Annotated in this window: 23 protein-coding genes and 2 tRNA genes; 3 read left to right on the top strand and 22 right to left on the bottom strand. The window is 60.9% G+C overall.

Features of this window, described 5'->3' with window-relative positions; translation table 11 throughout:
- Positions 1-789 (top strand): TatD family hydrolase, encoded by a 789-nt coding sequence (locus tag ACFP6B_RS08260; protein ID WP_377129121.1) that lies wholly within the window; start codon positions 1-3, stop codon positions 787-789.
- A 121-nt stretch (positions 790-910) separates the two neighbouring features.
- On the opposite strand, the gene ACFP6B_RS08255 is transcribed toward ACFP6B_RS08260, so the two are convergent.
- From ACFP6B_RS08255 to ACFP6B_RS08190, 14 genes are all read right to left on the bottom strand, one after another.
- Positions 911-1,138 carry a helix-turn-helix domain-containing protein gene (locus ACFP6B_RS08255; RefSeq protein WP_272879408.1) on the bottom strand — a complete coding sequence of 76 codons (228 nt, stop codon included), beginning with the start codon at positions 1,136-1,138 and terminating at the stop codon, positions 911-913.
- Entirely contained in the window at positions 1,135-1,611 is a 477-nt protein-coding gene (locus ACFP6B_RS08250; protein ID WP_237193970.1) for a DUF2975 domain-containing protein, read from the bottom strand. The genes ACFP6B_RS08255 and ACFP6B_RS08250 overlap by 4 nt, the downstream gene beginning before the upstream one ends.
- Before the next feature lie 157 nt (positions 1,612-1,768).
- Positions 1,769-1,844 (bottom strand) — tRNA-Ala (locus ACFP6B_RS08245).
- A 1-nt stretch (position 1,845) separates the two neighbouring features.
- Positions 1,846-1,918, bottom strand: a tRNA-Ala gene (locus tag ACFP6B_RS08240).
- Positions 1,919-2,118: 200 nt separating this feature from the next.
- Complete coding sequence (gene rsfS, locus ACFP6B_RS08235; RefSeq protein WP_185174617.1) at positions 2,119-2,571, bottom strand: ribosome silencing factor; 453 nt, start codon at positions 2,569-2,571, stop codon at positions 2,119-2,121.
- 59 nt (positions 2,572-2,630) lie between these two features.
- On the bottom strand, positions 2,631-3,842 hold the full coding sequence (locus tag ACFP6B_RS08230) for a prolipoprotein diacylglyceryl transferase (RefSeq protein WP_377129118.1): 1,212 nt from the start codon (positions 3,840-3,842) through the stop codon (positions 2,631-2,633).
- Positions 3,843-3,934: 92 nt separating this feature from the next.
- On the bottom strand, positions 3,935-4,630 hold the full coding sequence (nadD, locus tag ACFP6B_RS08225) for a nicotinate-nucleotide adenylyltransferase (protein WP_377129116.1): 696 nt from the start codon (positions 4,628-4,630) through the stop codon (positions 3,935-3,937).
- Between the two features lie 99 nt (positions 4,631-4,729).
- Positions 4,730-4,978, bottom strand: a complete 249-nt coding sequence (locus tag ACFP6B_RS08220; protein ID WP_237205317.1) for a hypothetical protein — start codon at positions 4,976-4,978, stop codon at positions 4,730-4,732.
- Positions 4,979-5,112: 134 nt separating this feature from the next.
- Positions 5,113-6,396 carry a glutamate-5-semialdehyde dehydrogenase gene (locus tag ACFP6B_RS08215; protein WP_377129114.1) on the bottom strand — a complete coding sequence of 428 codons (1,284 nt, stop codon included), beginning with the start codon at positions 6,394-6,396 and terminating at the stop codon, positions 5,113-5,115.
- A 73-nt stretch (positions 6,397-6,469) separates the two neighbouring features.
- Positions 6,470-7,582, bottom strand: coding sequence for a glutamate 5-kinase (gene proB, locus ACFP6B_RS08210; protein ID WP_377129477.1), 1,113 nt, complete (start codon positions 7,580-7,582; stop codon positions 6,470-6,472).
- 216 nt (positions 7,583-7,798) lie between these two features.
- Entirely contained in the window at positions 7,799-9,406 is a 1,608-nt protein-coding gene (gene obgE, locus ACFP6B_RS08205) for a GTPase ObgE (RefSeq protein ID WP_377129112.1), read from the bottom strand.
- Between the two features lie 172 nt (positions 9,407-9,578).
- Complete coding sequence (gene rpmA, locus ACFP6B_RS08200) at positions 9,579-9,836, bottom strand: 50S ribosomal protein L27 (RefSeq protein ID WP_135013898.1); 258 nt, start codon at positions 9,834-9,836, stop codon at positions 9,579-9,581.
- 53 nt (positions 9,837-9,889) lie between these two features.
- Positions 9,890-10,201, bottom strand: coding sequence for a 50S ribosomal protein L21 (gene rplU, locus ACFP6B_RS08195; RefSeq protein ID WP_135013897.1), 312 nt, complete (start codon positions 10,199-10,201; stop codon positions 9,890-9,892).
- 482 nt (positions 10,202-10,683) lie between these two features.
- Positions 10,684-13,830 carry an Rne/Rng family ribonuclease gene (locus tag ACFP6B_RS08190; protein ID WP_377129109.1) on the bottom strand — a complete coding sequence of 1,049 codons (3,147 nt, stop codon included), beginning with the start codon at positions 13,828-13,830 and terminating at the stop codon, positions 10,684-10,686.
- A gap of 530 nt (positions 13,831-14,360) precedes the next feature.
- Between ACFP6B_RS08190 and ACFP6B_RS08185 the strand changes: the two genes are divergently transcribed.
- Entirely contained in the window at positions 14,361-14,987 is a 627-nt protein-coding gene (locus ACFP6B_RS08185) for a vitamin K epoxide reductase family protein (protein ID WP_377129107.1), read from the top strand.
- An 80-nt stretch (positions 14,988-15,067) separates the two neighbouring features.
- Here ACFP6B_RS08185 and ndk read toward each other — a convergent pair whose 3' ends face one another.
- From ndk to ACFP6B_RS08160, 5 genes are all read right to left on the bottom strand, one after another.
- Positions 15,068-15,484 carry a nucleoside-diphosphate kinase gene (gene ndk / locus ACFP6B_RS08180; RefSeq protein WP_237186160.1) on the bottom strand — a complete coding sequence of 139 codons (417 nt, stop codon included), beginning with the start codon at positions 15,482-15,484 and terminating at the stop codon, positions 15,068-15,070.
- A 58-nt stretch (positions 15,485-15,542) separates the two neighbouring features.
- Positions 15,543-15,980 (bottom strand): DUF4233 domain-containing protein, encoded by a 438-nt coding sequence (locus ACFP6B_RS08175; RefSeq protein WP_377129475.1) that lies wholly within the window; start codon positions 15,978-15,980, stop codon positions 15,543-15,545.
- Between the two features lie 10 nt (positions 15,981-15,990).
- On the bottom strand, positions 15,991-17,415 hold the full coding sequence (locus ACFP6B_RS08170) for a bifunctional folylpolyglutamate synthase/dihydrofolate synthase (protein WP_377129105.1): 1,425 nt from the start codon (positions 17,413-17,415) through the stop codon (positions 15,991-15,993).
- The gene (gene ileS / locus ACFP6B_RS08165) at positions 17,416-20,718 is read right to left on the bottom strand and encodes an isoleucine--tRNA ligase (protein ID WP_377129103.1); all 3,303 of its coding nucleotides are present in this window, start codon (positions 20,716-20,718) and stop codon (positions 17,416-17,418) included.
- Positions 20,719-21,443: 725 nt separating this feature from the next.
- Positions 21,444-21,728, bottom strand: a complete 285-nt coding sequence (locus ACFP6B_RS08160; RefSeq protein ID WP_377129101.1) for a DUF559 domain-containing protein — start codon at positions 21,726-21,728, stop codon at positions 21,444-21,446.
- An 875-nt stretch (positions 21,729-22,603) separates the two neighbouring features.
- Here ACFP6B_RS08160 and ACFP6B_RS08155 point away from each other — a divergent pair.
- On the top strand, positions 22,604-23,305 hold the full coding sequence (locus ACFP6B_RS08155; protein ID WP_377129099.1) for a GNAT family N-acetyltransferase: 702 nt from the start codon (positions 22,604-22,606) through the stop codon (positions 23,303-23,305).
- A 67-nt stretch (positions 23,306-23,372) separates the two neighbouring features.
- Here ACFP6B_RS08155 and ACFP6B_RS08150 read toward each other — a convergent pair whose 3' ends face one another.
- From ACFP6B_RS08150 to nirD, 3 genes are all read right to left on the bottom strand, one after another.
- Positions 23,373-24,722: a YjiH family protein gene (locus tag ACFP6B_RS08150; RefSeq protein WP_377129097.1), complete on the bottom strand. Its 1,350-nt coding sequence runs from the start codon at positions 24,720-24,722 to the stop codon at positions 23,373-23,375.
- An 83-nt stretch (positions 24,723-24,805) separates the two neighbouring features.
- Complete coding sequence (locus tag ACFP6B_RS08145; RefSeq protein WP_377129095.1) at positions 24,806-25,258, bottom strand: precorrin-2 dehydrogenase/sirohydrochlorin ferrochelatase family protein; 453 nt, start codon at positions 25,256-25,258, stop codon at positions 24,806-24,808.
- On the bottom strand, positions 25,255-25,587 hold the full coding sequence (gene nirD, locus ACFP6B_RS08140) for a nitrite reductase small subunit NirD (RefSeq protein ID WP_377129093.1): 333 nt from the start codon (positions 25,585-25,587) through the stop codon (positions 25,255-25,257). The genes ACFP6B_RS08145 and nirD overlap by 4 nt, the downstream gene beginning before the upstream one ends.
- Positions 25,588-25,590 lie beyond the last annotated feature (3 nt).

Below are 25,590 nucleotides of genomic sequence, written 5' to 3'. Positions count from 1 at the left end.
ATGCTGCTTGATACCCACTTTCACTATGACTTCCTGGCCCCAGCGCTTCGTCCAGCATTTGACGAGGCGCTGCGAGCCCAGGGCGTCCAGGTAGTTGCTCAGACCCTGAAACCCTCAGCCTACCGGGAGCTTCGGCAGGTGACCGACCCGGCTGCTCCCCTGCTATCTCTTGGTTTTCACCCCTGGCAGATGGTCTCACCTGCCCAGGTTGAGGCTGAGCTTGAGATTTTTGAGGCTGAGATGCGAAGCACCCGGCTGATTGGTGAGATTGGTTTAGATTTTCTGCCCCACCGCCTGGAGGCATCCCCTGCCGACCTGCAGGTAGAGGCCCTGCGCCGCATTTTGAGTGCGGTTCTCCAGGCTGCTGCCGGACAACAGGCCGAGAAGCCCTTTGTGCTCTCTTTGCACGCCGTCCGCGCAACAACGGTGATGCTTGATCTTTTTGAGGAGCTTGATGTGCCCGGTTCCCCTCTTATCCCGGTGGTTCACAGGTTTGGGGGCACAAGTGACGAGCTGACTCGGCTGGTGCGGTTAGGTGGGTGCATTTCGGTTCATCCGCAGATGGTTGAGAGCAAGCGCGGACGGGCGTACGTCCGCCAGGTGCCCGCAGACCGCCTGCTGTTGGAGACGGACCTACCCGGGCAGCCTACCGACGCGCTTGACGTCCAGCTTTTTGCGCAAGAGGTGGGCGGACGCCTGCGCCGCCTTGTCGAGCGCATTTCGGCTGAGCGCGGTGAGGACTTTGCCCCGGTTCTGCGAGAGAACCAGAGACGGCTCTACTCCCTATAGCCCTATCCGTGGTGTACCCAGCCCCAAGGTTTCACAGGGCTTGAGGATCTAAAGAACTCCTGGGCCCTTCGAGATGTGACTCTTTAGGTCGAGCCTCCTGCCTAGTTACTTCTCCGGTGCTCTACCGCTCGAAGCTAGCTGGCCCTTCGTTGTCCACGAATTCGAGAACGTCGCTCACACTACAGTCGAGTACCTTGCAAATGCTTTCGAGAGTGGTGAAGCGTATCGCTTTCGCACGCCCATTTTTCAGTACAGCGATATTAGCTGGGGTAATGCCAACAGCCTCCGCGAATTCGTTGACGCTCATACCCCGTTCGGCAAGCAACACATTGAGCTTGACCTTGATCAAATGACGGCCTCCAATTCTTCATGCTCGGTGCGGGCCTTATCATAGGTGCGGACCGCTAAACAGGTGACGCAAATAAACCCGATTGCGGCCAGAATTGACATCACTAGGCCAAGCAGAATGAGCACGCCGCCGGCATTCATCGTGACACACAAGTGTATCGCCACCCCAGCAGGGATAACAAAGCCCAGGACGCAGAGCGCCCCCACCGCCTGAATAAGAGCCCGGGTGACGCCATTCCAGAAGCCGGGTGTGGCGCTCTTTCCCAGTAGCTTGCACAGCAGGACGGCAGCTAGCTGAAAGCAGAGCAGGGAGGCTATTCCTAGGGTTGAGTAGGGGGTTACAAGGTGGAGCACCTCGGGGTGGACCTCGGCTGATTCATTGGCTGCGATGGGCACAAGGAGCTGGCCGAGGAAGAGGACGACGATGAATAGGGTGAGTGTGGCGATGAGGATTCGCCGTGCAAATGTATCCATGTATCGATTATCAATAGCCACCTATCGAAAGTCAATAGTTTCTATGACTTAAAACACCCTCCTTGTCACCACCCACCCTCAACCCGAGCGCCCACCCTAGTTCTACCCTTAAGCAAAAAAGACCGCCCCTGTGAAACTTTCACAGGAACGGTCTTGATGGTGGAGGTAAGGGGATTCGAACCCCTGACCTTCTGCATGCCATGCAGACGCGCTACCAACTGCGCCATACCCCCGTGGAGCTAAGGGGATTCGAACCCCTGACCTTCTGCATGCCATGCAGACGCGCTACCAACTGCGCCATAGCCCCTTATTCATTTATTCCCCGCTCTCGCGGCGACTGTTCTATCTTATGGCACCCACAAGGGCTCATGCAAATCGAGACCCCACCAACGCCTATGAACTGCATCACACAATATTTATGGGCTGTTCAACCTCTGTCTGCAAAAGGACGCCCCACCCTACTCCCCCGATATCGGGAAGGCGGGTGGGGCGTCCTCACAGAAGAATCTAATCTTCGCGCTGGTTCATCAGGTCCGCTTCGGGAGTGATGATCTCGAAGTCAGCTTCGGCGCCTTCGGTGTCGACGTCACCGGCTTCGCTGTCTAGGCCCAGGTCGATGCGGGGGGCGTCGCCCCAGAGGCGGTCGAGGGCGTAGAAGGCGCGGTCTTCTTCGTGCTGTACGTGGACCACGATGTCGCCGAAGTCCAGGAGTACCCAGCGGCCTTCTGCGCGGCCTTCGCGGCGCAGGGGCTTGAGGCCCAGTTCTTCACGGAGCTTATCTTCAACCTCGTCAACAATTGCGTTGACCAGGCGTTCGTTGTGGGCTGAGACGACCAGGAAACCGTCGATCAAACCCATAATGTCAGAAGCGTCGACGGCCAGCAGGTTGGTTCCCTGCATGTCGTCGGCCGCGCGTGCGGCTACCTTCAACGCTTCAATAGACTCTGCAGCTGCAGTCATTTCGCCCTTTCCGAGCAAATCATTCCCCAAACCTTTTGGGGTCTCATTCAACTAAATCTTTAACTGAAGAAAAGGAACCACACGGTAGCCAGCACAAGCACGAGAAGTAGGAGGCCCACGACGGCTACGATTGCGCCGGTGGATCGCCCCTCTGATGTTTCTGGGTTGTAGGTTGCTGCTGCTTCTTGTTCCACTTCGGCAAGGTCGCTGGAGGGGGCTTCGTCCGTCTGTTTGACGGTGCCTGCGAAGTTGAAGCGCTGAGCGTCTTCTTCCTGGTCGGGACCGGGGGCCGCTGCCGGGGTCTCAGGTGCAGACTCGGTGGTCTCTTCGTCCTCTTCTGCCTGCGGCTCGTAGGTGTACCCTTCGGGTGCCTCGGCAGTTTCTTCAGAACTATCAGAGTCTACCGCACCGGTGCTGTCACTGGCTAGGGTGCTGGCGGCTGGGTCAGTCACATCGGCGCTGTCGATTTCGGTGAGGTCAAGGCCCTGGGCATCAACCGCGCGGACGGGGGCGGGCAGGTCCGGGGTGTGCTGGCCGGCGGTGAAGAGTTCGGTGACGGGCCCACTCTGGGTGTCTTCGGCTAGCTCCGCTTCGGCTTCTTCTTCGGGGTGGGTCGCCCTATATTCATCGTCCTTGGCCTGGGCGCGAGCGATGATAGCGGCAATTGCCTCGGGGTTTGTGGTGACGACGGGATCCTCGGCCTCAGGCTCTTCTGTCTCAGGGCTCTCAGCAGCTGCCGCGTCACCCGCTTCTTCAGTAGCCTCGACCTCTTCTACCTGTAGCTCATCAACGCTCACGAAATCACTTTCACCGGTGATTTCGCCAGCGGCAGCGGCGAAGTCTACCTGCTCGGTAGCTTCAGCCGGCTCAGAGTAGTCAGCACCGAGAACCTGCTGGTCAATGTGGGCCAGGGGGTCTTCAACCACGGTGGCGCGGGTGTTATCGAAATCTACGTCGAGTTTCTCACCCTCACCGGTGCTGATGCTGCCCATCTGCGACAGGTCAACCAGGGAGCGGGCGGCGTCCTGCTCTACCTCTACGCCCTCGATGGCCCCCATAAACATGGGCACCTCGGGCAGCTCTTCATCCCCCCGCTGCAGGGCGCGCAGGTATTCAGCGACCTCTTCGTAGTAGCGGCTCAGACGGCGCGGGCCCATGGGGCGGGTCGGGGGCGGGATTTCTAGCCCGTCCTCAGTGGTGTAGCTTTCGGTGAGGTAGGCGGGTGTCTCGTCGTTCTGGCCGTCCGCGGCCTGATCGGGTCGTGTGCTCACAGTGTTTCCTTGAGTGGGATGCCTGGTTCTTGTGGTTAATGCTACCAAGCCAGACAGGTGGTGAAGGTTCTTAGCTGAGGTGGTCTTTGGTTTTATTTCAGCCGGGGCAGGCCAGCTACGTAGCCGCCGCTCGGGGTGCCGGTGTCGTCGCAGGTGTAGAGGCTGTATTTATTGATGTACTGCACTACCCCGTCGGGCACCAGGTACCAGACAGGCAGGTCGTTGCGGGCCCGGTCGCGGATGTCGGTCGATGAGATGGCCATGGCTGGGATTTCGATGACGCGGACGCGCCCCTGCGCTTCTTCGGGCACGGTTAGTTCGTGGCCGGGGCGGGTGACCGCTACGAAGGTGGCGAGGTCCCACATCTTGTGGGCGTCTTTCCAGGTGGTAATTTGGCTCATGGCGTCGGCACCGGTGATGAAGAAGAGCTCGTCGTTGGGGCGCTCGGCTCGCAGGTCGGTGAGGGTGTCGATGGTGAAGGTGGGGCCCTGGCGGTCGATGTCGACCCGGCTCACGGTGAAGCGGGGGTTGGAGGCGGTGGCAATTACCGTCATCAGGTAGCGGTGTTCGGGGGCGGTGACCTGTTTGTTGGCCTTCTGCCAGGGGTTGCCGGTGGGCACGAAAATTACTTCGTCGAGGCTGAGCACGGCAGCGACTTCGCTGGCTGCAACCAGGTGCCCGTGGTGAATGGGGTCGAAGGTGCCACCCATGACCCCCACGCGGGTGGTGGCGGGGTCGGGTTCGGGGATACCGAGCTCACGTCGGATTTCATGGGCGGGACGAATCACGGGTCTCCTGCTCGCTTTTGTATGTACGGCTTCGGCGCGGGCCCGCTCCCCCGGTTACCGGGGGAGCGGGCACCGCGCCGAAGTGTGGTGGAGAAAAGTTTAGCGCTTGTGCTTGCTCTGGTAGTCGCGCAGGGCCTCGGTCTCTTCGTGGGAGAGGTGGTCTGCTGCGTGGTCGGGGCGTACAACTCCGCGGCCTGAGAATGAGATGGTAATCAGGAAGAGCAGGCCGAAGAAGATGAAGCCGATGATGGCGAACCAGTAGGTGGGCATGCCGAGCAGTTCGAGCTGGTGGCTACCTTCTTCTGAGGCAAGTACGGTGGCGCCTGATGCAAGTACAGATGAAAACATGTGTGTGTACCTTTCGAGGCTGGGCGGTGTGTGGCCGCGCCAGTGCGGTCAAAGTATGGGTTTATTACCATGCTACCGGGTTTCGCGCTCTATGAGCGGGACTTTACCCGGTAGCAGGTGCGATTTTTCTGCTTTTAGTCGCGGCTGTGCCAGTCGCCGCGCACGATCCACTTGGTGGTGGTGAGCTGCTCTAGGCCCATGGGGCCGCGGGCGTGCAGTTTCTGGGTCGAGATGCCAACCTCGGCGCCCAGGCCGAACTGGCCGCCGTCCGTAAACCGGGTCGAGGCGTTCACGTACACTGCCGCGGAGTCAACGTCGCGAATAAACTTCTCGGCGTTGGCGATGTCGTTGGTCAGAATCGCCTCGGAGTGGCCGGTGGAGTATTCGCGGATGTGGGCAATAGCGGCGCGCGCATCGGGCACGGTCTTAACAGCCAAGTCCAGGGAGCCGTATTCGGTGGCCCAGTCTTCCTCGGTTGCCTCTACCGCATCTACGCCCTCGGGCAGGATGGCGCGGGTGGCGGCGTCCGCATGCAGGGTTACCCCCGCCTTGGCCAGGGCCGCAAGGACGCCCGGGGCGGCTTGCGCGCCCTCGGCCAGGAGTAGGGTTTCTACGGTATTGCAGGTACCGGGCCGCTGGGTCTTGGCGTTGACCAGAATCTCAGCGGACTTTGCCGGATCAGCGGTGACGTCGAGGAAGATGTGGCAGTTGCCCTCACCGGTCTCAATTACCGGCACCTTAGCGTTCTGCACCACCGACTGAATCAGGCTGCGACCGCCCCGCGGAATCAGCACATCGATATGCCCGCGGGCCAGCATCAGGGCTGCAGCGCCCTCACGGCCAAACTCGTCCACTGACTGCACCGAGTCAATCGGCAGGCCGGTAGCGTGCAGGGCATCACGGATAATACGCACAATCACCTGGTTACTCTTGGCCGCTGCCGAGCCACCACGCAGCATCACCGCGTTGCCAGCCTTAATGGCCAGACCAGCGATATCAACGGTCACATTGGGGCGGGCTTCATAGATAGCACCCACCACACCCAGGGGCACCCGCACCTGCTGCATGCGCAGACCGTTCGGCAGGGTTGAACCCCGCACCAGCTCCCCCACCGGGTCGGGCAGGGCAACCAGCTCACGCAGGGCGTCCGCAAGTTCACCCACCCGGTGCTCGGTCAGGCGCAGACGATCCAGCATTGCCTCGCTCATACCGGCTGCCCGCTCCCGTTCAAGGTCCTGGGCGTTCTGTTCGATAATCACCGCCGAATGCTTTTCGAGTGAATCGGCAACAGCCAGCAGGGCCCGATTCTTCCAGCGGGTATCGGCCTTCGCCAAACGACGAGAGGCAATACGAGCGTCCACCGCCATATCGGTGACCTGCTGCATCACATCGTCACTTACCTGTACCTGCTCGACCATGAGCATCTCCTTCGCATCTGAGGGTGAAAGCTTGAAACTATCCTACCGGCCCCTTTGGCCAGCGGGCTGATTATTACTGAGAAGGTGGTGTAACCAGGGCAATGTTATCGGCATGGGCCACCGTACCGTCGTAGGTCTCCCCCATAGTTTGTTGAATCTGCTCAGTGTGCAGACCCACCATCTGGGCAGTCTCACCGGCCGTGTAGGAACTCAAGGCATGAGCAAGCACCTGACCTGCCTCATCGACAATAGCCACCGGGCTCCCGCCCTCAAATGACCCCTGCACACTTATCACACCAGCTGCCAATAAAGAACGGCGGCGGCGCAGGGCGGCGGCAGCGCCCGCATCCACAGTAATCGACCCCTCGATATCAGCCAGGTGCTCCAGCCAGAGGGTCTGCACCGGGCGGCGCTCGCCGGTGGCGTAGAACCAGGTGCCGACGTCCTCACCGGCAAAAGCGGCGCGGGCGTGAGCCGCGCTCGTCACCAGGGCGGGAATTCCGGACGCCGCCGCCACCTGGGCAGCCTTCACCTTGGTCACCATGCCGCCGGAGCCGACCCCGGCAGCGCCCACCGAACCGATGGACAGATCTGCCAGTTCAGCTGCATCACGCACGCTGCCCACGCGCTCGCCACCCTCATCGGGGTGGCGGGTGTAGAGAGCATCAACATCTGAGAGCAGCAGCAGGGCGTCAGCCTTGACGGTATGGGCCACAAGGGCTGCAATGCGGTCGTTATCGCCGAAGCGGATCTCACGGGTAGCTACTGCGTCGTTTTCGTTGATGATGGGCATAACACCCAAGTCAAGTAGGCGCTCCAGCTGGCGGTGGGCGTTCTGGTAACGGTCCCGGGCCATGAGGTCTTCGGCCGTCAGCAGCACCTGGGAGACGGTCACACCGTAGCGGGTAAAGATATCGGTGTAGCGGCTCATCAGCAGGGACTGGCCCACGGACGCAGCCGCCTGCTGGGTTGCCAAATCTTTAGGACGGCGCGATAAGCCCAGCGGAGCCAGGCCGGCAGCAATAGCCCCCGAGGACACAAAGACCAGCTCGATAGAAGGATGCTCTTTTTTCTTCTTCGCCAGCACATCTGAGATGGTGGCGATAGCAAGCTCGTCCAGAGAGTTTTCAATGGAGGTCAGGGAGGATGAGCCAACCTTCACCACGATGCGCTTAGCCCGTGGCATGTCGGAGCGCTCGACGATGGGGCTGCGGCGGTGCTTGCCGCGTGACTCGGCGCTGGCCTGGAAGGCGTCCTTCAAATCCAATTGATTAGCTCCCTTAAAGTGTTAACTTTAGCTTCTATGAATATACAGCAGAGTCGCCCCGGGGACACGCCCCGAAGCGGCTTCTAACGCATAGTGGAATACGGTTGGGGGCGCGGAAGGTGCTCCTACCCCGGCCTACTCTTCCTCGGCCGCCCGCTTGGCAGCTCGCTTTTCAGCCTTAGCTGCCTTAGTCTTTGCGGCACGAGCCTCGTCGACAGACTCGGTCCAGATACCTGCCACGCGCTCAGCTTCAAGCTCGGCGCGAGCCTCAGCCTTGGCGTCCATACGCTCATGGAACTCAGCCTTGCGCTGGGCACGGGTGGGGCGAATCAACTCCTCCAGGCGGGCATCGGTACCGCGCGGGGACGAGAGCAGCTCAGCACCGCCGACCATGGTGGGCTCCCAGTCAAAGACCACGGCGTCCACTTCTTCACCGATCACCACTGCATCTCCCGCAACAGCACCTGCCTTGAAGAGTTCATCTTCAACACCAAGGCGGTTGAGGCGGTCAGCCAGGTAGCCCACGGCTTCGTCGTTGTTAAAGTCAGTCTGCTTGATCCAGCGCTCAGGCTTCTCACCAATGACGCGGAAGAGAGGCTCAAGGTTGCGCTCCTCCTTACGGATGATGAATTCCTGGCGCTTCTTGGAGCGGAAGCCCTTGGGCTTGACCACTGCAACGTCTTCTGCGGGGGCGCTCTTGCTCTTCTTGCGGGCCATGCGGTCTGCTTCAACGAGCTCAGCCATGGCGAAGGTCAGTTGCTTGAGACCCTCGTGGGAGGCGGTTGAGATTTCAAAGACCCGGTAGCCGCGCTCTTCAAACATGGGGCGGACGAACTCAGCCAGCTCGCGTGCTTCGGGCACGTCAATCTTGTTGAGCACGATAATCTGGGGGCGCTCATTGAGGGGCACGGTGACACCGGCGGTGGGGTCAACCTCGTAGTTTTCCAGTTCCCCACGAATCACGTCGAAGTCGCTGATGGGGTCGCGGTTGGGCTCTAGGGTTGCGCAGTCAATCACGTGTACCAGGGCACTGGAGCGCTCCACGTGGCGCAGGAAGCGGTGCCCCAGGCCCTTACCTTCAGAAGCACCTTCAATCAGGCCGGGAACGTCCGCTACGGTGTAGCGGGTGTCGCCAGCCTGCACCACACCCAGGTTGGGAATCAGGGTGGTGAAGGGGTAGTCAGCGATCTTGGGGCGGGCCGCAGAAATTGCTGCAATGAGGGAGGACTTACCCGCTGAGGGGTAGCCTACCAGGGCGATATCTGCGATGGACTTGAGTTCCAGCACGATGTCGCGGGTTGAACCGGGGATACCGAGCAGGGCAAAGCCGGGGGCCTTGCGCTTGGTGGAGGCCAGGGCAGCGTTGCCTTTACCGCCGATACCGCCTTCAGCTGCAACGAACTCGTCGCCGATGCGCACCAGGTCGGCCAGTACGTTGCCGTCGCGGTCCTTGACTACGGTGCCCTGGGGTACGGGCAGAATCAGGTCTTGGCCGTTGAAGCCGTGGGACATATCGCCTCGCCCGATGTCGCCGTTGGGGGCGCTCTGGTGGGGGCTGTGGTGGTATTCGAGCAGGGTGGTGGTCTGGGCGTCTACGCGCAGGATGACGTCACCGCCTTTGCCGCCGTTACCGCCGTTGGGGCCGCCGAGGGGCTTAAACTTCTCACGGCGAACCGAGACACAGCCGTGCCCACCGTGCCCACCGGTTACGTGTAGGACCACGCGATCTACAAATTCTGCCACGAGTGCAAGCTCCTTCAAAAAAGTTTGGTTTGGTTATCTAGTTTACAGGGTCGCCCCGGTGCCGGTCTGTGGCCGGACGCTCCTTGGGCGGCTTTGCGGAGGTGAGGTACGCAAAAGGGCGACTACGAGTTGCCCCGTAATCGCCCTTCTACTGAGGTGAGGTGTTTAGACCTTACTCAGCGGCTGCAAGGATGTTGACTACCTTGCGGCCCTTGCGGGTACCGAATTCGACCTTGCCTGCTGCCAGAGCGAACAGGGTGTCGTCGCCACCGCGGCCTACGTTGTTGCCGGGGTGGAAGTGGGTGCCGCGCTGACGAACGAGGATTTCGCCTGCGTTGACGGTCTCGCCGCCGTAGCGCTTAACACCGAGGTACTGGGGGTTTGAGTCACGGCCGTTGCGGGTGGAGCTTGCGCCCTTCTTATGTGCCATTGATGCCTACCTTAGGTCAAAGAATGTTGGGGTAAAACCAGTCTAAGCTGAACTTACGCGTTGATCGCGGTGATCTTAACGGTGGTCAGTTCGGCGCGGAAGCCCTGACGCTTCTTGTAACCGGTCTTGTTCTTGTACTTCTGAATAACGATCTTGGGACCGCGGAGGTCTTCGATCTTTTCTGCGGTGACCTTGGCTGAAGCCAGGGACTTTGCATCAACGGTGACCTTGTCGCCGTCAACCAGCATCAGCACGGGCAGCTCAATGGTGCTACCGGGCTCGCCAGCGACGCGGTCAAGGGTAACCAGGTCTCCAACTGAGACCTTTTCCTGGCGGCCGCCAGCGCGGACAATTGCGTATGCCACTTGGGAACTCACTTCTTCTTGACGTCATTTTAATGGTTCAAAACGAGTTTTCCTGAAAGGAACTCGGGCTCAACAGCAAGGTGGTGACCCGGTTTGCACAGTAAATACCGGGCGGTTTCAGGTTCTGTCGTTTTGAGATGGTTTGGCCTTATTCCATGTGGAATATGCCTAGCTGAGTCCACGCTAACGCTTGCTTGTGGAAACAGCACCGACTCACCAGTTTACGTGGTGAGTCGGTGCTGGGCAAGATATGTGGTGAACCCCTCAGGAGGTATGGCAAGCTCGCAGCGAAGCTGCTGGCTCGATGAAGTGAGCGAGTGCGAGCGCGCGAGCACACAAGAGCGAACGGAATCCACCGTCAGGCGGGGCGTGAGGGTCAGGCTTGCGCCTATTCCGCCCGCAGATTTATTTCCTCGCGCGCTCGGAATCTGCTGGGCTCCATCCAGCGCGAGCTTGCCATACCTCGTTATAGGTTGTGTCCCTTACTTACCTGCCCGCTTGATCTCTGCAGCTGAGACGCCGACGCCGAGCATGACGGGGGCGTCATCGCTGGATGCAGCGGGCTTGGTTGCCTGGTCGATGCTGGCTACCACGGAACTACCGCTTGCGGCCTTGACCTCTTCGGTGCGTACTTCGGTGGAGCCTGCACCTGAGCTGACGGCGCGGCGGGAGCGGCGCTTCTTGCGGGGCGCTTCGCTGGGAGCAGCTGTGGGTGCGGACGCTTCAACCGGAGTTTCGGGTGCTACCTCAGCTTTCTTGCCGGGGGTGGCAACGCCGGTGACGGCCGGGTCAGCTACGACCTCGATGGGAGCGACGTACTTGACGTCGGAGCTTGAGGCGCGGCGGGGCTTGCGAGCGCGACCCTTGCCTGACTCCTCCTGGTTCCGGGCGCCTCGGCGGTCGGTGCGGTCTGCACGGCCGGATCGGTCGTTACGGCCAGTGCGCTCACCTGAGTTTGCTGCCTCTTCACCCTCGCGCGGCTCGTAGTCGCGTCCGGCCTTTTGGGAGGCGCGGGCACGGGCTTCACCGGCACGGATCGCGTCGAGGCGTGATGAGTTCTGAGTGAAGCGGGAGTCAACTTCGGGGTCTACATCAAGCGAGGCATCGGAGTTAGCGGAAAAATCATCTGCTGAGATGTCTTCCCGCTTCTTGCCGCCTCGGCGCTTGGACTGGTTGCGGGACCGTCCGCGACCCTCGCTGCGCTCTTCGGTCTCAGCGTCACTATCGGTATCAAAGACTGCGGCCAGAGATTCGAGAGTGAAGGAGCCCTGCTCCCCCATGCTTTCTTCGGTTTCGGCGTCCGCCCCGGTGGGCAGCTCAATGACCTCGTCGCCGATGGTGAGCACCTGCTCGCCGCGGGCGTCCTGGTTCTGCTGGTTCTCCAGCTCCAGGCCGGCCTCGGCGCGGCGGTTGCGCTTGCGGCGCTTACGCTTGCGGGCTGACTTGGATTCGGTCTCGCCCTGCTCGTCCTCGTGGTGGGCGCTGGCGGCAACAATGTTGGCCAGGGCAGCCTTGCGGGCCTCGGTCTTCTGCTCGGTCTCTTCGTCAACCTCGGTGAAGTCGCGGCGGTTCTGGGTCTTCTGGTTGCGGTAGCGCTTGCGGTCATCGCGTTCGGCGCGGTGGATGAAATCGCTAGCGCCGCCGGAGCGGCCCTTCAGGGGCTGGTCGTGCACGAGAATGCCGCGACCGGCGCAGGCTTCACAGGGCTCTGAGAAGACTTCGAGCAGGCCGGTGCCCATGCGCTTGCGGGTCATCTGCACCAGGCCCAGGGAGGTTACTTCGGCAACCTGGTGCTTGGTGCGGTCACGGCCCAGGCACTCTACCAGGCGGCGGAGTACCAGGTCGCGGTTAGATTCGAGCACCATGTCGATGAAGTCGATGACCACGATGCCGCCGATGTCGCGCAGGCGCAGCTGGCGCACGATTTCTTCGGCTGCTTCGAGGTTGTTCTTGGTGACGGTTTCTTCGAGGTTGCCGCCGGAGCCGGTGAACTTGCCGGTGTTCACGTCCACCACGGTCATGGCTTCGGTGCGGTCGATGACCAGGGAGCCGCCGGAGGGCAGGTAAACCTTGCGGTCTAGAGCCTTGGCCAGCTGCTCTTCGATGCGGTAGTGGTCAAAGAGGTCGTCGTCCTCTTCCCACTTCTTCAGGCGGTCCAGCAGGTCGGGGGCAACGTAGGTGACGTAGGCTTCGATGGAGTCCCAGGCGTCGGTGCCCTGCACCATCATGGAGGTGAAGTCTTCGTTGAAGACATCGCGCACGGTCTTGATGGTCAGGTCGGGTTCCTGGTAGAGCAGTTCGGGGGCCAGCACCTTGCGGGATTCGCTCTTGGCCTTGATTTCTTCCCACTGCACGCGCAGGCGGTTGATGTCGTTGCTCAGCTCTTCTTCGCTGGCACCTTCTGCGGCGGTGCGGACGATGACGCCGGCGTCCTCGGGCAGGCGGTCCTTGAGGATTTTCTTCAGGCGCTGACGCTCAACGTCGGGCAGCTTGCGGGAGATACCGGTCATGGAGCCACCGGGTACGTAGACCAGGTAGCGGCCGGGCAGGGAGACCTGGCTGGTCAGGCGGGCGCCCTTGTGGCCGACGGGGTCTTTGGTGACCTGCACCAGTACAGAGTCGCCTGCCTTGAGGGCGTTTTCGATCTTGCGGGGGGCACCGTCGAGGCCGGTGACGTCCCAGTTCACTTCACCGGCGTAGAGCACTGCGTTGCGGCCGCGGCCAATATCGACGAAGGCGGCTTCCATGGAGGGCAGAACGTTCTGGACCTTGCCCAGGTAGACGTTGCCAATCAGGGAGTCCTGCTGGGTCTTGGAAACAAAGTGCTCGGCCAAAATGCCGTCTTCGAGCACGCCAATCTGGATGCGGTCGTCCTTCTGGCGGACCAGCATCTGGCGGTCGACGGACTCGCGGCGGGCCAGGAACTCAGCTTCGGTAATGATTTGGCGGCGGCGGCCGGTGGCGCGGGTTTCGCGGCGGCGGATGCGCTTGGCTTCCAGGCGGGTTGAGCCGCGGACGCCGGTAACCCGGTTGGTGCTGTGGGAGTCAGACAGGCGGGGGGCGCGCACCTTAACAATGGTGTCCTCGGGGTCGCCCTCGGTACCGCCTTCAAATTCCAGGTCGGCGTCACCGCGACGGCGACGACGGCGGCGGTGGGAGGTGATTTCAGGGTCAAGGTCAGCCAGTCGGCGCTCACGGCGCTCAGCTTCTTCGGCCTCACGGCGGGCTTCCTTTTCGGCCCGCAGCTGCTCCATGATTTCGTCCATGTTGGGCGAGTAGAAGAGCAGATTGTTTGAGCTCACAGCGGCGTTGACCTGGGCCAGCTCTTCTTCTTTGAGCTCACGCAGGCTCTTCTGAGGGGCGGCAGGCTCTTCAGCGGTTTCGGCGGGGGCTTGGGCTTCTTCTGTTTCAGCTTCTGCAGACTCTGTCTCAGTTTCTGCTGCCTCTTCTGTGGCTTCTTCGGCAGGCTCGGTTTCTTCAGCCTGCACAACGGCCTTCGCTTCGGGGCCCTTGGCCTGGGTGTCTTCCACCTCGGTGCTTACTTCGGCAACCTGTTCAGCGGCTGCGGTAGCTTCTGCAGCCTGGGTTTCTTCGAGGTTTTCTACAACCTCGGACTGTTCGCTGCTCATCAGCGTTCACTCTCCTTGTGTTCGTATGCCCCTGCCGCACCAGTGGTCTTGCCTGTAGTCGGCGGTCCCTACCCTAAGGGGTGGTCCGCCGAAATCCTTGGCTACCCGGCTCAACCGTGAGCTCCTTGGCGTACTCGGCAGGTCAAGGCTTCTGTGCTCCATGCCGAGGGGAACCGGGCCAGCGGCAACAACCCGAGGCAGCGCTAGGGCTGCACTTGCTGGGGCTTGACGGTAAGGACGCCTGCGGGTAAGCAGTGCGTCACCGGCCATTTCGGGGTGCCTGCTGGGTAGTGCTACCGCGTGCGGGCGGCACACTACCACACCCATTCTCTCACACCCGGGCTCTTTTCACCCCATCTAGAACCGAACTCACCCCGCACCGGGCCGCCCTGTCCCAGCCAGCTCACCCCGGGCGTCCTTACCTGGGAACTTAGTAAAGAAAACCTGCCCCAACCCCGCAAAACCGGGCGGGCTTGGAGCCTGCCCCGTAGTATGGGGAAAGAAAGTTTTATACAGCCTAAGGATTCACTGTGTCTACCCCCGTGAACACCCCAGATACTGAGAGCGGTATCAGCCAGGCCCAGCTTGATCGCAGGCTCGGCTGGTTCACCCTCATTCCCGGCCTGCTGGCCTTCGGAGCCGCCGCCATGCTGGTCTACGAGCGCCTGCAGATTTACATGGACGGCGCCCACCGGTCGGTCTGCGATATCAACGCCCTGCTCAACTGCGGCACCGTCATGCGTACCTGGCAGGCAGAAGCCTTTGGCTTCCCCAACCCCTTTATCGGTATCGCCGGTTACGCCATCGTCCTTGCTATTTCAACCGCCCTGATTGCCGGTGCATCCTTTGCCCGCTGGTACTGGGTAGCCATGCAGGTAGGCCACACCTTAGCTATGGCCTTTGTGCTCTGGCTCTGGTACAACACCACCTTTGACATCAACGCCCTCTGCCTCTTCTGCATGGTGGTGTGGATTATGCAGACCGCCATTTTCGTCAAGGTCACCACCCGCAATATCCATGCAGGGGTGATACCGGCTTCTGAGAGCATCCGTCAGGCAGCTCCCAACTGGACCTGGTTCTCCATCATCCTGGTCTACATTTTGATTTTCGGTATTATCTTTATCCGCTTCTTCGATGTGATCGTGGGTATGTTCTAAAACCTCCACCTACTGATAAAGGCCGGGGCCCTCAGTACGAGGGCCCCGGCCTTTTTTACTCTGCTTAGCGGAAGGTCTTTTTAGGCACCGAACCAGAGCGCGATTTCGCGGTCTGCTGACTCTGCTGAGTCTGAACCGTGCACCAGGTTCTTCTGCACGCTCTCGCCCCAGTCACGACCAAAGTCACCGCGAATGGTTCCGGGGGCAGCGGTGGTGGGGTTAGAAGATCCCATGAGAGTACGAGCGCCCTCAAGCACGCCGTTGCCCTCAAGCACGAGAGCAACCACGGGGCCTGAGCCCATGTAAGACACCAGGGGCTCATAGAAGGGCTTGCCCTCGTGTTCCGCATAGTGCTGCTCAAGCAGCTCACGGGAGGGAACCAGCATCTTCAACTCAGCGATGCGGTAGCCCTTACGCTCAAAACGGGCCAGCACCTGGCCGGTGAGGTTACGCTCCACACCGTCGGGCTTGACCAGAATCAGGGTACGCTCGGTCATGACAATCTCCTTTGATAGGTCAGGGTGAGTTTTCACCCTTACCCTACCAGACACCCCGCTAGGCGGGGTTAGCCTTCTCCCATTCCTCCTGCTCTTTGGCGCGGACGGCGTTCTCGGCGTCCAGGCGGGCACCGCGCGTCACCCCGTACCAGTAGGCCACAGCAAAAGCCGCTCCCACAAAGAACATGGAGGGCAGGGCAAAACCAACCAGAATCAGGGCAGCCTGCAGACCGTAGCCCAGGTGGTAGCCCCAGGGCTTCTTCAGGAAGGCCGGGGTGGCTAGCAGGGCCGCTACCAGAGCTAGACCCAGTACCCAAATGACTACCTTGACCCAGGTGGGGTCGTTGAAGTGGTGGCCAAAAATTGCCAGGGTTGCAAAGAAGGCAACCAGGGCTTCGAGCGAGAGCACCATCGAGGTAAACATGACCTTGATAGAGCGCTGCTTTTTCGGCTGGCCCGGGCGCCATTCGCGCTGGGCACGCGTCATTCTCGCCATCATCTCTCCTTTACAGTCCGAGCAGGGTGCTAGCTTCGCCCACCACGGTAATAGAGCCGGTGACCAGTACCGCGGAGTTCAGGTTGGGCACATCGGCTGCTGCCGTCACCGCTGCGGACAGAGCATCGGGGATGTTCTCGTAGGTCTCGATGGTGTCTTCATCAAAACCAGCGTCGAGGGCCAATTCAGCTAGCTCTTCCGGGGCAATGGCACGCGGAGAGTCTGACTTGGTCAGGTGCAGTACCGTGCGCCACTCTGCCCGATCAACGTACTCGTCAAAGAGCAGGTTCAGCATGGTCGCGGCGTCCTTTTCACCCAGGATACCCACCACCAGGTGCAGTTCTTCAAAGCTGAAGGACTCCTTAAAGGCCGCTGCCGAAGCAGTGACCCCATGGGGGTTGTGGGCGGCATCAAGCACCACGGGCGGCTCGGTGCGGGCTACCTCTAGGCGGCCCGGCGAGCGCACCTCGCCAAAGGCCAGCTTGATGAGGTCGAGGCTCAGTTCCTTCTCTCCCCCGCCCAAGAAGGCCTCAACCGCGGCCAGGGCCACGGCGGCGTTCTGGGCCTGGTGGGCACCGAAGAGGGGCAGGGCTATGTCTTCGTAGCGGCCAGCTAGCCCCTGGATGGTGAGCAGCTGCCCGCCCACACCGGCGGTGCGGTCGACAGCGCCGAACTCTACGCCTTCAAAGCGGTAGTCGGCGTTGTGGGCGCGAGCGGCTTCGAGCAGGACCTGGGCGGCGGACGGGTCCTGGGCAGCGGAGATGAGGAAGCCGCCGTCCTTAATAATCCCTGCCTTCTCACCGGCAATTTCGGCGAGGGTCTCCCCCAGCATGTCGGTGTGGTCCAGGCCAATGGGGGTAACCACCGATACGGTAGCGTCGGCGACGTTGGTGGCGTCCCAGGAGCCCCCAATACCCACCTCAAGTACCATCACGTCCACCGGCTCGTCGGCGAAAATCGCAAAAGCCAGGATGGTGAGGGCTTCAAAGTAGGTGATGCGGGGGGCACCGGCTGCCTCAAGTTCAGCGTCCACGATTTGCAGGTAGGGCTGAATCTCGCCCCAGATACGCACAAAGGTGGAATCTGCCACGGGCGCCCCGTCAATCGAGATCCGCTCGGTGACCTTGGAAATATGGGGGCTGGTGTAGCGGCCCACACGGATGTCGTGCGCCATGAGCAGGCGCTCAATCATGCGGGCGGTTGAGGTTTTGCCGTTGGTGCCGGTGATGTGGATGACCGGGGCTGCCTTGTTAGGTTCGCCCAGAATTTCCACGGCGCGGGTCATCGCGTCGAGGCGGGGGGCCATCTTGTGCTCGGGGGCACGAGCCAGCAGATCGGCGTAGACCGAGGCTACGCCGAGGGCATCGTCAGCGCGAGCGCCCTCGGCAGCAATCTCGGCAAACACGGGGTCAAGCTCCATGTTGTCCTTGGTCATTTATGCCTTCTTCACGGTCGCTGAGAATTCAGCGCCCTCGAGGTAGGTCACGGCCACAGCCAGGGTCTCACCGGCCACCAGTTCCTCGTGCTTCTTGATAGCTTCGAGGTCAGCGGCGGGGGCGGTGATGGTCAGCTCGATGCGGTCTGAGACGTTCAGGCCGGCGTCCTTACGCTCGGACTGGATGGCGCGGACGGCGTCGCGGGCAGTACCCTCGGCGCGCAGCTCGTCGGTGAGGGTGGTGTCGAGTACCAGGAAGCCGCCGCCGGGCAGAACCGAGACGGCGCGCTCTGCAGCGCCGTCGGTTTCTGCGACCACGGTTTCAAGCTCGTACTCGCCCGGCTCCAGAGCCATGTTGTCGGCACCCACCACAACGGTGCCGTCCTCGGTGACCTTCCAGTCCCCGCTCTTAGAAGCCTTAATGGCAACCTGCACCTGCTTGCCCAGGCGGGGGCCTGCGGCGCGGGCATTGACCTTGAGCTGCTGGGAGATGCCGAAGTCAGCAGGAGCCACCTCGGCAGCGTCCAGAAGCTCAACCGCCTTGATGTTGAGCTCATCAGCGATGATTGACTCAAAGGTACCAGCCAGGTCCTTGCCACCGGCAACCGCCACGGTCAGGGCTGCCAGGGGCTGGCGCACGCGCAGCTTGTGGGCCTTACGCAGGGCAGAACCGGCAGAAGCGACAGCGCGGGTGGTCTCCATCAGGGCCAGCAGCTCAGCCTCGTCCTTGAAATCCGCAGGTGAGGGCAGGTCGGTCAGGTGAACCGAACGCTCCCCGGTCAGACCGCGGTAGATTTCCTCGGTGGTCAGCGGCAGCAGGGGCGCAGCCATCTTCACGAAGGTCACCAGAGCGGTGTAGAGCACGTCGAAAGCCGCGGTGTCTTCGTTGAAGAAGCGCTCGCGGGAGCGGCGCACATACCAGTTGGTCAGGGCGTCGGTGTAGGTGCGCAGGGCCTCGCAGGCGGCAGATACATCGTAGGCGTCCATGGCCTCGGTGACCTCGGCAACCAGCTGACGGGTCTTACCCAGGATAAAGCGGTCCATCACGTGCTCGGCCTCGGTGACCAGCTTGGCCTCGTAGCCTGCACCGCCGTTGGCAGCGTTGGTGTAGAGGGCGAAGAAGTGGTAGACGTTCCACAGGGGCAGCATGACCTGGCGGACGCCCTCGCGGATGCCCTGCTCAGTCACAATCAGGTTGCCGCCGCGCAGAATCGGGGATGACATCAGGAACCAGCGCATGGCGTCCGAACCGTCGCGATCCAGAACCTCGGAGACGTCCGGGTAGTTGCGCAGGGACTTAGACATCTTCTGGCCGTCCGAGCCCAGCACGATGCCGTGGGCAATGACGTTCTCAAAGGCGGTGCGGTCGAAGAGGGCGGTGGCCAGAATGTGCATGGTGTAGAACCAGCCGCGGGTCTGGCCAATGTACTCAACGATGAAGTCTGCCGGGTAGTGGGCCTCGAACCACTCCTTGTTTTCGAAGGGGTAGTGGAACTGGGCGAAGGGCATAGAACCGGAGTCGAACCAGACGTCCAGCACGTCCTCCACGCGGCGCATGGTGGACTTGCCGGTGGGGTCATCCGGGTTGGGTCGGGTCAGCTCGTCGATGTAGGGGCGGTGCAGGTCGACCTCGCCGTCCTTGTTCAGGGGCAGGCGGCCGAAGTCGGCTTCCAGCTCAGCCAGGGAGCCGTAGACGTCGGTGCGGGGGTAGTTGGGGTCGTCAGAGACCCAGACCGGAATCGGGGAGCCCCAGAAGCGGTTACGCGAGATGGACCAGTCGCGGGCATTCTCAACCCACTTGCCGAACTGGCCGTGCTTGACGTTCTCGGGGATCCAGTTGATGTCCTCGTTCAGCTCGCTCATACGGCCCTTGAAGTCGGTCACGCGCACGTACCAGGAGGTGATGGCGCGGTAGACCAGGGGGGTGCGGCAGCGCCAGCAGTGGGGGTAGGAGTGAACGTAGGACTTCTCGCGAATCAGCACACCGTCAGCCTTGAGGGTGTTGATGATAGTGCGGTTAGCCTCGAAAATCTGGACGCCGGCAATCTCAGCCAGGGGGGCACCGGCGGCCAGGGAAGAGTCGGCGAAGAGGTCCAGGAACTTGGCGCCCTCGTCGATAGACAGAATCACGGGGATACCGTAACCCTCACAGACCTTCTGGTCGTCCTCACCGTAGGCGGGTGCCTGGTGGACCAGACCGGTACCGTCAGTGGTGGTCACGTAGTCGGCAACCAGAATCTGCCAGGCCTTCTCGGTGCCGAACTTTTCTGCGTCGGTGAAGTAGTCCCACAGGGGTGCGTAGCGCACACCTTCGAGCTGGGTGCCGGTGTAGGTGGCAAGGACGGCCTCGCGGGCGGCGTCCGCGGGCTTTTCGGCGTCCCCGTAGCCCAGGTCTTTGGCGTACTCGCCCAGCAGGTCGGCAGCCAGCAGGAAGCGGCGTCCTTCTAGCTCACCGGCGCCGGGCACGACAACGTAGCTGATCTCGGGGCCAGCGGCCAGAGCCTGGTTGGTGGGCAGGGTCCAGGGGGTGGTGGTCCAGGCCAGGGCCTCAACACCGGCCAGTTCGGCGGCAACTTCGGGGTGCTTGGCCAGGGTGGCGTCGTCGGTGATGCGGAAAGCCACGGTGACGGACGGGTCCTGACGCTCCTTGTAGACGTCATCGTCCATGCGCAGCTCGTGGTTGGACAGCGGGGTTTCGTCCTTCCAGCAGTAGGGCAGCACGCGGAAACCCTCGTAGGTCAGGCCCTTATCGTGCAGCTGCTTGAAGGCCCAGATGACGGACTCCATATACTCCACGTTCAGGGTCTTGTAGTCGTTCTCGAAGTCCACCCAGCGGGCCTGGCGGGTAACGTACTCTTCCCATTCCTTGGTGTACTTGAGCACTGAGGCGCGGGCAGCGTCGTTGAAGTTGTCGATACCCATCTCGATGATCTGCTGCTTATCGGTCATGCCCAGCTGCTTCATGGCTTCAAGCTCAGCGGGCAGGCCGTGGGTGTCCCAGCCGAAACGGCGCTCGACCTTGTGGCCACGCTGGGTCTGGTAGCGGGCGACCAGGTCCTTGACGTAGCCGGTCAGCAGGTGGCCGTAGTGGGGCAGGCCGTTAGCAAAGGGAGGGCCGTCGTTGAAGACGAACTCGTTGGCACCGTTCTCGCCGGCGTCGCGGTTATCAATGGATGCCTGGAAGGTTCCGTCATTCTTCCAGTAGTCCAGCACTGCTTCTTCGAGTGCGGGGAAAGAGGGGGAAGCGGCCACAAAACTGGCTCCGCTTGCACTTGCCTTGGGGTAAACAGGCTTATTGGTCATGGTTGCGCCCTTAGGTTCTTGTCTGCCTAGTACTTGGGGTGCAAGGACGCCTGCCCTCCCCCGTCCGCTCGACGGGTAAGGAACCTGCGCGGTACCACCTTGCTTACGTCAACCGGCCCGACCCCACCCCGAGCCGCACCGAAAAGTGCGGGCGGGTATGGGTCTGCGCCGGAGCAACCTACCGTCTCGTGAGATGAGGTAGGTTGCGCCCAGCGCAGGGTCGAACCGGTTATCAGTCGCTTCATGACAGCTGTTTCGGGCTTACCCGTCCGGGTCTACTGGGGCTATATCTATTCCGCGCACTCCCCTCGTCGCAACGAATTACGGGGGTGTGCAGGTACAGCCTGTTCTTCCGGATTGCTCGCCGGTGATAGCCGGGTCATTACAACTGTTACCTATTTTAGGGGCAGGGGCGGTGGCTGTCTAACGGGTTTTTAGCTTTTCTGGCAGGCGCCCGCCGGGGCGGGGTGTGAATTACAGGCGTGTGAGCACAAGATGTAGTACAGGTGCGGACGCCCCGCCCCAAGATAGCGGATTACCGCCAGCTGGCAGGGTGAGCAGGGGAACCTAAATTACAATTCTTACCCCCGCCCCTATGCTCACCTTCAGGTCGCACCCGCAGGCGGGCGGCGTCCGCGCACCTCTTCTTCTCCTACTCCGCGAGCGTCCACCAGACTCTCAAAGTGCTTATTCCCCCGGTGGACGCTCCGAGAGTCTGGTGGACCCTAGAGACGGCGGGCACGGCTGAAAGCTCGCTCCATCTTGGTTTTGAGCTCGTGCGGACGCCGGGTGAGCTCGTCCCACGTTACTCGAACCACATCCCACCCCTGCCCCCGCAAGAGAGCCTCACGTTCGTTCTGCCGCCCAAAAACGTCCTCACGCTCACCAAACTGGGTGTATTTAATCTGCCCATCGAACTCAACGATGATCTTGAGATCTGGCCAGGCAAAATCTACCCTGAACTGCTGCCCATATACCCCAATCACGTGCTGCTCAACAGGCCGAGGCAAACCACACCTCATCAAGAAAAGCCGCAGCAAACTCTCCCCCGGCGACTCACTGAGAGGGCTTACGATATCTGCAATTATGCGAGCCTGCACAGAGCCACGACCAGACAGCCCCCGTAAGGCCTGGGCCAGTTTTTGGTGCTCAATCTTCCGCAAAGAACTATCCGCAAGCACAAGTGCCTCTTCGAATTTCATCACCCTCATACAGTGAAGAACCGTATCGAGCGGTGCGGTTACATCCACACCCAAACTTTTCTCGGTTTCGTACCGGTTGTTTCTATGCCGCACAACCCGCGGTGAAGGGGTACCGTGTGCCTGACCCACTGTATGGATAGCAGTAGGTATATGGAGTAGCCACATACCGTGTACCGCTGCCGCTGAATGGTGGGATAGCACCGAGGTTTTGAGCCTGCTTCTGCCATACCCGATGACACGGGCCAGATACTGCTGACTAGGGTAAAGCTGAGAGTGGAAACCACTTTCCATATAGCTTCCATAGCCAAGCCGCTGGTACTCGCCGCGAGCGACCGCGCGAGCGAGGGCATCCTTGTTTATGCCTCGTGCGGATAGCTGCTGTGTGGCCTGTACGGCCATTGCTATTTCTTCTGGAGATTTCATGGTCAGATTGTGCGCTGAGCCTAGCAAATTTCGCTAGAAAGGCACCTCCTGTGGATAGCGCTTTGCGCACCAGTGCACGGTGAGCGCGTTTAAAACGGTGCAGCCGTGACGCAGTATGACGCAGCTGAGCTAAGTGTCCACAAGAGTCTTGCGCCGCCCATTTAAGACCTAAGCACTCCGCGAGTCTGGTGGACGCTCAAGATGAACACGCCCTTGATACGCCGCTAGACTTGGGTTCAAGCACTACCCAGGAGAACACCATGCCCCTCATTAATGTCTCGTATGCCTCTGTTCAGTCTGATGAGAAGAAGGCCGAGCTGATTGCCGAACTCACCCGAACCTATGCCCGGGTGATGGGTGCTAAGGAAAGCTCGGTGTGGGTGGTCCTGAACGAGGTGCCGCGCACCGACTGGGGTGTGGGCGGGCAGCCTCTAGCGGAGCTTGACGCGGCAGCCGCCAGCCAGCAGGACGCCCGTGTAGAGATTCGCCAGGCACGGCAGGAAGACCTGCCCATCCTGGCCGCTATTGAGGCCGAGTGTTTCCCGGCGGCTGAAGCAGCGAGTGAGAGCGACCTGCGGGCCAGGTTTGAGGTTTTTGGGGAGCATTTCTGGGTACTTGAAGCTGACGGCGAAGTTGTTGCTTTTATCGACGGGCTGGTGACCGACTCCCCCGTTATCTTTGACGACCTTTACGAGAGCCCCCAGGCCCATACTCGGCACGGGGCTTACCAGACGGTGTTTGGTATCAACACCCGCCCGGCCTACCGGGGCCGGGGGTACGCGTCCGCTCTGATAGAAAAGCTCATCGGCCAAGCCCGAGAGCAGGGGCGTACAGGGGTGATTCTTACCTGCAAGAAGGAGCTGATTGGCTTCTATGAGAAGCTCGGCTTTGAGCTTGACGGGGTTTCAGAATCAACCCACGGCGGCGCTATCTGGCACGATATGACCCTGCATCTGCGCTAAACGTAAGGACGCCCGCCCCACCTAGCGCAGGTGGGGCGGGCGATTGTATGTATAGGTGAGCTAAGCGTTACAGAAGCAGATGGGCAACCGGTGCGGTGAGCACAATTGACAGCACCACCCGTTCAAACCAAATCACCGTCAGCTGCCAGAAGCTCACAGGAATCTCCGTTGCCAAAATTGATGGAACCATAGCTGAAAGAAAGATAACCGCCGAGACACAGACAACCGCAATGATAAAGCGGGTGGAAAGGTCAGCTTCAGGCCCGATTGCAGAGGCAGGAAGGAACATCTCTACATATCCCAGTGCGATTGCTTTACCAGCGCCTGCAGGATCAGCCATGCCAGCTACCCAGGTAAAGGGGTAGAGCAACCAGCCCACCCAGTCAAAGACCGGGGTGTGACGGCCCAACAAAATGCCAATGAGGCCCACCGACATGATGGACGGAAGAATAGAGGAAGCCATCACAAGGCCGTCTTTGAAATTAATCCACATGGTTGCAAATACACCGGGTGAGGCCTGCAGAGTAGCTCGTGCCTGAGCCCACGCCACCTTAAACTTATCGCGTCCTACCGATTTTTCAGGCTGGGGCGTGACACCTGGGTAGTACTCGTCAGGAATTCGAGAGAGCGGCGGAATACGGACCAGCACAGCAGTCACCAGATAGGTAACAACCAGGCTGGTAAAGAAGTAAAGAAGCCAGTAGTCCATCAGGTTGAGGGCGTTCGCAACAACTACCATGAAGGTGACAGATACGGTTGAGAAACCCACGGCGATGATAGCGGCCTCTTTAGCGGTGTACCCTCCAGATTTATAGACACGGTTGGTCAACAGTAGCCCCAGTGAGTAGGAGCCAACGAAGCTAGCCACAGCGTCAACCGCTGAACGTCCGGGTGTTTTCCAGACCGGCTTCATGACGGGGCGAACGAATACGCCGATAAATTCCATGAGGCCAAACCCAATGAGGAACCCCAGGAAGATTGCGCCTATAGGTACAATGAGGCCCACCGACCCTACTAGAGTCCCCCAGAGGAAGGGTCCAACACCGGGCTGGTCTAGCCAGCTGGGCGGGCTGGTCACCATGAGGACGGCGGCGATCAGACCCACGATGTTGAGAAAAGCGAAGATGGTTTTGGTGGTGCTCGCCCTCCACGTCCCCTGGAGGAATGGGCGGACGGTGCCGAAAGCAATGAGCCCAAGAAGCAACCAGGGCACTACCGGGCCGAGTAAGGTCCGGACGATGGTAACCAGGTGGTCCAGAGGGATACTGGTTTTACCCTGGTAGGTGATTGGGATAAAGAACATAAAAATGCCGATAGCGGAGCAGGCGATGAGTTTAAAGGCGTCTTTACCCGCACCCGGCCTGCTTACGGTATCGATGGCGGCGGTGGACTCCTGGCTCCACGACTGCATAGACATAGTGACCTCCACACCTGAGTGGTTGTATATACATTGCAGTCAGCCTACCAAGTTGTGTGCTGCGTGTCACTATATTTATTTGATTATTTCCAACCTAAAGCCGCAACGACGCGATCCAGCAGAGCAAGCGCTCGCCGCGGGTTACCCCCGCCAGAAACAGCCACCAGTTCATCGCCCCGCCTGCGGTGGGCCAGCGACCAGACCGGAGACTCCTGCGGCGCCCCGCCCAGCAGGCACCAAATCGCCCGCTCTTCACAAAGAGCCAAGACCTGCTCATTGAGCTCGGGTGAGTCGGTCAAAGCATAGACCAGCCAGGCGCCGGTCACATCATCGGGAGCAAAAGGACGCTGGTGAGCAACAAGACTCCCCTCAGCCAGCAGGTTCTCCAGGTGGGAGTCGAGAGAAGGAGCCACCACCTCAACCTGAGCCCCAGCCTCAATGAGGGCGCCCACCTTCCGGGCAGCGACCTGCCCCGCCCCGACAAGGAGGACCCGGCGTCCGCGCAAATCAAGGGCTACCGGCAGCCGCTGATTCACGCGGGGAGCTCCGCCCAGATGTCACCGTCGCGCACTTCTACGGGGTACACAGGTAGGCGATAGTCAGCTCCAGAGAGGCAGTCGCCGCTGATGAGGGAATAGACCTCTTTATAGAGAGGGGATGTCACGGTGGGCTCGCCGCCCTTCTCTCCCAGGATGCCGCGGGCAATCACCAGGGCCCCGGAGGTAGGGTCCCTGTGGCTGGTGACGAAAATAGAATCGTCTGCGGCACGAAAGACCGCATACTGTTGCCCGTCAATCAGGGCCGCTTCACCCCAGTTAGGCTCCAGGTCGTTCTTGGTGCAGATTCGGTGCCACTGTACTGTCACGGT

It is taken from the genome of Rothia nasimurium, from assembly GCF_042660305.1.
Classification (GTDB): domain Bacteria; phylum Actinomycetota; class Actinomycetes; order Actinomycetales; family Micrococcaceae; genus Rothia; species Rothia nasimurium.
The sequence above is the reverse complement of the archived record's forward strand: the minus strand, read 5'-3'. Positions and strand labels throughout refer to the sequence as shown.

What these genes read in the sequence shown, in the direction of transcription:
- ACFP6B_RS08220 (WP_237205317.1), bottom strand. Translation starts at nt 4,978, where the DNA reads ATGTTTTCATCTGTACTTGCATCAGGCGCCACCGTACTTGCCTCAGAA.
- ACFP6B_RS08190 (WP_377129109.1), bottom strand. Translation starts at nt 13,830, where the DNA reads ATGAGCAGCGAACAGTCCGAGGTTGTAGAAAACCTCGAAGAAACCCAG.
- proB (WP_377129477.1), bottom strand. Translation starts at nt 7,582, where the DNA reads ATGCCACGGGCTAAGCGCATCGTGGTGAAGGTTGGCTCATCCTCCCTG.
- ACFP6B_RS08155 (WP_377129099.1), top strand. Translation starts at nt 22,604, where the DNA reads ATGCCCCTCATTAATGTCTCGTATGCCTCTGTTCAGTCTGATGAGAAG.
- rsfS (WP_185174617.1), bottom strand. Translation starts at nt 2,571, where the DNA reads ATGACTGCAGCTGCAGAGTCTATTGAAGCGTTGAAGGTAGCCGCACGC.
- ACFP6B_RS08175 (WP_377129475.1), bottom strand. Translation starts at nt 15,980, where the DNA reads ATGGCGAGAATGACGCGTGCCCAGCGCGAATGGCGCCCGGGCCAGCCG.
- ACFP6B_RS08170 (WP_377129105.1), bottom strand. Translation starts at nt 17,415, where the DNA reads ATGACCAAGGACAACATGGAGCTTGACCCCGTGTTTGCCGAGATTGCT.
- ileS (WP_377129103.1), bottom strand. Translation starts at nt 20,718, where the DNA reads ATGACCAATAAGCCTGTTTACCCCAAGGCAAGTGCAAGCGGAGCCAGT.
- ACFP6B_RS08215 (WP_377129114.1), bottom strand. Translation starts at nt 6,396, where the DNA reads ATGGTCGAGCAGGTACAGGTAAGTGACGATGTGATGCAGCAGGTCACC.
- ACFP6B_RS08260 (WP_377129121.1), top strand. Translation starts at nt 1, where the DNA reads ATGCTGCTTGATACCCACTTTCACTATGACTTCCTGGCCCCAGCGCTT.
- ACFP6B_RS08150 (WP_377129097.1), bottom strand. Translation starts at nt 24,722, where the DNA reads ATGTCTATGCAGTCGTGGAGCCAGGAGTCCACCGCCGCCATCGATACC.
- ndk (WP_237186160.1), bottom strand. Translation starts at nt 15,484, where the DNA reads ATGACCGAGCGTACCCTGATTCTGGTCAAGCCCGACGGTGTGGAGCGT.
- ACFP6B_RS08250 (WP_237193970.1), bottom strand. Translation starts at nt 1,611, where the DNA reads ATGGATACATTTGCACGGCGAATCCTCATCGCCACACTCACCCTATTC.
- rpmA (WP_135013898.1), bottom strand. Translation starts at nt 9,836, where the DNA reads ATGGCACATAAGAAGGGCGCAAGCTCCACCCGCAACGGCCGTGACTCA.